The organism is Rheinheimera texasensis (assembly GCF_964031785.1).
GTDB classification, from domain to species: domain Bacteria; phylum Pseudomonadota; class Gammaproteobacteria; order Enterobacterales; family Alteromonadaceae; genus Pararheinheimera; species Pararheinheimera texasensis_A.
In genome coordinates this window covers 1-5,256 of sequence record NZ_CAXIRE010000003.1, presented here as the reverse complement: position 1 = coordinate 5,256, position 5,256 = coordinate 1, and the positions used below count along the sequence as shown (strand labels likewise).

Genomic DNA, 5,256 nt, shown 5'->3' with positions numbered 1-5,256 from the left:
CCACGGCATAGTTCACTCCGGATGTTGGTTTATTCATCCAGAGAAGTGTTACCTATGTCTTTGAACTAATGTGTCACCTATGAGTGTGAACCTTACCGTGCGGTTTTTCTTTGGTTACTTTCTTTTGCTGAAACAAAAGAAAGTGACTCACCGTTAGGTGAACTCTTTGCTAGACGGACTAGACGCCAAGGCAAAAATGATTACTTAGATAAAACAACTGCCCAACGGGCAAAACCCAGCTTACTCTGCGTCTGCCAGACCCAGGTAATACTGCTCAAACAGCACTTTTTGCAGCGCTTGTTCCATTGCTTCGTTGATAGGGAAGTTCATGCCGCCCAGTTCATAGTCGATTTGGCGGATTTGTTCTTTGCCGTTGCGGATCATCGGTGGTGGGTCGGATTCCAGCGCGATCAGCGTGTCCTGATAGGCTTGTGGATGGTCGGCTTTAATATTCTTGCAGACGCTGAGCTGCACTTCGCCTTCGCGGCCGTTATAACCGGCGGCGCCGAACAGGCGGCAGATGCCGGGGCGTTTTAAGTAGACGCTGCACTGGCCTTGTTTGCCATCTTCTGAGTGACGGCTATAGAAGAAACAACCGTCTTTGTCGTGCGCCGCTAAAGCGTCCAGCGTGCTTTCGGCTTTGCCTTCTTTCACCAGTTCAAACGCCAGTGGCAGCATTTCCAGCACTGTGGCTTCAATGCCAGGATGCAAACAACATTCACCACAACCGCTGCGGCAAAACAGCCCGCGCTCACGCTGATATTGCGCATAACGCTGACCGATGTCGGTGAAGACCTGTTCGACCTGGTCGGATAAATGTTGTAAACGTTGTTGCATGGCGGCACCTCAGAATGGGCGCGTATTGTACTGAGCAGCAGCATGCTGCGGCAAGCATTGTCTGCTGGAGCCGCTTAGCCTTGAATATCCGCCAGTGGTTTGGGTTTGGCGATGCCATAGCCCTGCGCGTAATTGACGCCCATTCGCTTTAACTCCAGCAAAATGTCCTGATTTTCGACAAATTCGGCAATGGTCTGAATGCCCATCGCCGTTGCCACGTCGTGAATGGAATTGACGATGGCGCGGTCGTATTTATCTTCCAGCAGGTCGCGCACAAAGTTGCCGTCAATTTTGACAAAATCGACCGGGAAGTTTTTCAGATAACCATAAGAAGAAAACCCGCTGCCGAAGTCATCCAGCGAAAAATGACAACCTAAGCCTCTGAAATGATGAATAAAATCCAGCGTGTTCTGCAAGTTCAGAATGGCCATACTTTCAGTAATTTCAAAGCAGATATGCCGCGCCGGGATTTGATATTCATCCAGCAAACTTTGCACATAAGCTTTAAACAGCGGATCCACCAGTGACGCGCCGGACAAATTAATACTGGCGAGGCCCAAAGTGGTCAGATGCTGTGGATGTTGCGCCAGCCAGCGGAAATAACTGCGCAGTACCCAGCGGTCAATTTGTGGCATCAGGCCATAACGTTCGGCCGAGCTTAAGAAATTCCCCGGTGCGATAATGGTATCGTCGTCACCGACCAGCCGCAGCAGCAGTTCATAATGCGCCAGCGTGTCACGCTGCTGGATGGCCTGAATGGGCTGCATATAAAGCACAAATTTGTCTTGCTCCAGCGCGTGGCGCAGCACCTGCAGCCACTGCACTTCGGACTGATGTTTCTGCAGTTCCGAGTCGTCGGCATTAAACAGATGAATGCGGTTGCGGCCTTTTTCTTTGGCAACAAAACAGGCCGAGTCGGCTTTTTTCAGCGTTTGTTCGGCGGACAAATCATCCGGCGTGATCTCAGTCAGACCAATACTGACGCTGATGCTAAACAGACTGTCCTGCCAGAAGAAGCGGAATTCCTTCACCACATCCAGCAGGGAATAAGCGACGCTGAAGGCTTCCTGCGCGGTTTTGCCCGGTAATAACACACCAAACTCGTCACCGCCAATGCGCGCCAGCACACCGGTCTGGCCCAGCGCACGTTTTAACTGGTCACTAATTTGTTTCAGCAAGGCGTCGCCGGCGGCGTGGTCACAGGTGGTATTGACCAGCTTAAACTGGTCGATGTCGATAAAAAGCACAGCACAGCTTTGTTGTTCCAGCTGACGGCGCTGCCAGGCTTGCTGGGCCAGCACCAGGAAATGATGCCGGTTGTACAGGCCGGTCAGCGGGTCGTGCGACGCCAGATAAGCCAGTTGTTCATTGGCGACTTTCTGCTCAGTGATGTCAATCAACGAACCATGCACAAAGGCTTCGCCCTGGGCATTGCGGCTTAAACGGGCTGACATCAGCGCCCAGAATGGCGTGCCGTCAGCACGCAAACCACGCAGTTCAAAACTCTGATTACTCAGGTGCTGCAGCTGGCGCACCATCTGCAGCCGGTCGTCCGGATTGGCGTAATAGCGGCCCATGCCGTGTTTTCTGACGTCCACTTCCATCTGGCTCAGTTCCTGATAGCCGAGGATATTCAGCAAAGCGCGGTTGGCCGATAACAGCTGGCCTTCCAGCGTCGTGCTGAACAAGCCTTCGACGGCATTGTGGTAAATGTCGTAATATTGTTGCAGCGAACGGATGGTGTGTTGATGCGCTTCGGCGCTTTGCTGACTGGCATTTTGCAGCCGCTGCGCCAGGCTGTAGCTCATCAGCAACATGCTGCAAATGACTGACAACACCAGCAGCCATTGCCACAGATGCGGCTGGTCCAGATACCCAAATTCAGTCAGCACTAACACGGCGCTGGCAACAAAAAACAATAACCAGCCAATGGCAAAAGTGCGCGACAGCGGCAGGCCGCTGAAACCATACCGTACCGCCTGCAGCAGGTTGGTCAGCATCACCTGACAGACGACCAGCAGCAGAATATCCAGCTGCAGACTGCGCGGCGCATACAACGGTGTGAATAACAAGGCTGCGCCTGAGGCAAGGTTCAGCCACAGCAGCCAACGTTGCTGGTTATGGGTCACGGCGTGTGTTAACAGGGTCAGGAACAACATACAGGCGCCGCCGGCAACATAAAACAACGACGGATTCAGTTCCGGATATTCCGGCCATAGGATGGCAAAGCCGGCCCCGTTTAAAATCGACACCAACAGACTGAAACTAAAAAAGAACCCGGCAAAATGGCCATACAGCGGCTCGCGCACGTTCAGATAAAGCAAGGCGTTATAAAACGCCATCACCAGCAAAATACCTAAAATCAGGCCATCCGAGATTTGCCGTAGCAGCAACTGCCGGCCAAATTCTTCGCTGCTGAACAGCTGCAGATTCGACGAGATCACAGCGCCGTCCTGCACTTTGACCAGTAAATCCAGTTCCTGATCGGCTTTAAAATTCAGCGTCACAGCAAAACTGCGCGCCTGCAGCATACGTTCGCTGAACGGGAATTCAGTACCAGAGCGGTTCAGCAGGCTGAGTTCATGGCTTTGCCGGTCGTACAGATAAAATTCGACACGGTCGGCATTGATGGATTCATAGTTCAGCACCACGGAGCCGGGGCGCTGACCGCCATAATGTAACCGGGCCAGAAACCAGACGGCTTCCGGATAACTGCGCAGCGCCTGATTGGGCTGGTCCAAGGGCACAAAGGCATGCAGGCGGGCCGGTTCAAACACGATATCTTCTACGCCAATCGCCGGGTCGACCTGCTGGTAATACAAATTCGGGAACAGATTTTGTTGTTTGACCGCCGGGTCGATGCGGATACTTTCGGCATGAAAAGCCAGCGCTGCGGGACTTAGCCAGCCAAGCAACAACAACCAGCAAAACAACCAACAGCGCTGTGTCATGTTCTATTTCCGCTAAGCAAATGAATTCTAAACAAGATCTTGAGCCAGCAAGCGATGAAGCTCTGACAGTAGCATATCTGCGGCCTGACTGTCAGTATCAATCCAGCAGCTCTCGCTGTAGTGCTCGGCATGCAGATAAAACGGCTGCTCGTTAAAGTAAAAGCGGATCAACACTAAATCCAGACTACTTTCCGTCTGAAGCCGGCTAATCGGCGCAAAGTTCTGCAACCATTGCTGCAACAGCGGTCCGTCGCTGACCGGATCCGGCTGCTGGTTAAAGGTGAGCTGCAGCTGCGGCGACGGATTATCGATAAGGTTGATGTGTAACAGTTGCAGCATGCCGGCGTCGTTCTCGTCAGTCAAAGCGTCGATTTTAGCAATTTTCTTGTGTAATCAGGGCCTTTTGCTTTACTGAAAACGGTCACCATATCCAGGAGCTGCAGATGAAGACATTGATGTTATTGATCTTGCTCGGTTTTTCGACGTTTTTATTGGCAGAATCGGCAGCGCAGGCAGATATCAGCCGCGGTCAGACAAAAGCCGCCATGTGTGTGGCTTGTCACGGCGCCACCGGCATTTCGGTGTTGCCGGATTATCCAAATCTGGCCGGCCAAAAAGCTGGTTATCTGCAACAAGCGTTAACGGCTTACCGGGACGGCCAGCGCCAACACCAAATTATGGCGCCGATGGCACAAGGCCTGACCGATCAGGATATTGCTGATATTGCGGCGTTTTTTGCCGCACAACAACCAGCCCCTGTCGCGACGACTGAGGCTGTTGCCGGCAAATAACGGCTTAGCGGCCGTCTTCGTAACGCAGTGTGCCGGTCAGGCTTTCATAAGTGCCGTCGGTGTACAGCACCAGCACTGAGCCGGTGTAAGTCGCCATCGCGGTGGCAGTGAAGCTGCAGTTGTAGGTAGTTTTGGTTTTGCAAACAGAAGGCGACTGCCAAAGGTACTGGCTGACCGGTTTGACGGTGTTTTCTACTTTAAATGATGCTGGTGCAGTGCGCTTGCCCCAGATCATCGCATCGCAGTCACCAATTTGGCTGTCACCACCGACAGTGCAGCGTAAATCGGCGGCAAAGGCCGAAGAGCTCAGTGCTGACGCAGATAACACCAGTGCAGATAAGATCAGTAATTTTTTCATGAGGACGTCCTGTTTTTTGTGGTTTTTGCTTGGATGTTTCCGGCAGAGGAAACAGTTCCAGCATGCAAAAAGCACAAGGGCAGGCCTAGAGCTTGTGGTGCGATATCAGAAATTTATGCGGGTTTTATCAGGGGTTTATCAGAGGCTTAGCGCAGGTTTGGTTTTTTGCCCTGACGGGCGGTGGTTTTGATTGTGTGAATCATTTTTTCTTGCTGCCGCTAGTCCGCCTAGCAAAGAATTCACCTGTCGGTGAGTCACTTTCTTTTGTTTCAGCAAAAGAAAGTAACCAAAGAAAAACCGACCCCGGTTCCGCTCGAAA

6 protein-coding genes are annotated in these 5,256 nt (G+C 52.2%); 2 read left to right on the top strand and 4 right to left on the bottom strand.

Annotated features, from left to right (window positions below):
- Positions 1-240 precede the first annotated feature (240 nt).
- The 3 genes from ABNT34_RS00130 to ABNT34_RS00120 form a co-directional block, all read right to left on the bottom strand.
- Complete coding sequence (locus ABNT34_RS00130) at positions 241-837, bottom strand: YkgJ family cysteine cluster protein (RefSeq protein ID WP_348727657.1); 597 nt, start codon at positions 835-837, stop codon at positions 241-243.
- 74 nt (positions 838-911) lie between these two features.
- Entirely contained in the window at positions 912-3,788 is a 2,877-nt protein-coding gene (locus ABNT34_RS00125; protein WP_348727655.1) for an EAL domain-containing protein, read from the bottom strand.
- A gap of 27 nt (positions 3,789-3,815) precedes the next feature.
- Positions 3,816-4,127: a DUF3630 family protein gene (locus tag ABNT34_RS00120; protein ID WP_348727653.1), complete on the bottom strand. Its 312-nt coding sequence runs from the start codon at positions 4,125-4,127 to the stop codon at positions 3,816-3,818.
- A 104-nt stretch (positions 4,128-4,231) separates the two neighbouring features.
- On the opposite strand from ABNT34_RS00120, the gene ABNT34_RS00115 reads away from it, so the two are divergent.
- Complete coding sequence (locus tag ABNT34_RS00115; protein WP_348727652.1) at positions 4,232-4,579, top strand: cytochrome c; 348 nt, start codon at positions 4,232-4,234, stop codon at positions 4,577-4,579.
- A gap of 4 nt (positions 4,580-4,583) precedes the next feature.
- Here the strand turns inward: ABNT34_RS00115 and ABNT34_RS00110 are convergent, their stop codons facing one another.
- The gene (locus ABNT34_RS00110) at positions 4,584-4,937 is read right to left on the bottom strand and encodes a hypothetical protein (RefSeq protein WP_348727650.1); all 354 of its coding nucleotides are present in this window, start codon (positions 4,935-4,937) and stop codon (positions 4,584-4,586) included.
- A gap of 92 nt (positions 4,938-5,029) precedes the next feature.
- Between ABNT34_RS00110 and ABNT34_RS00105 the strand changes: the two genes are divergently transcribed.
- Positions 5,030-5,256, top strand: a 227-nt coding sequence (locus ABNT34_RS00105; protein WP_348727648.1) for a hypothetical protein, incomplete at its 3' end; no start/stop codon positions are given.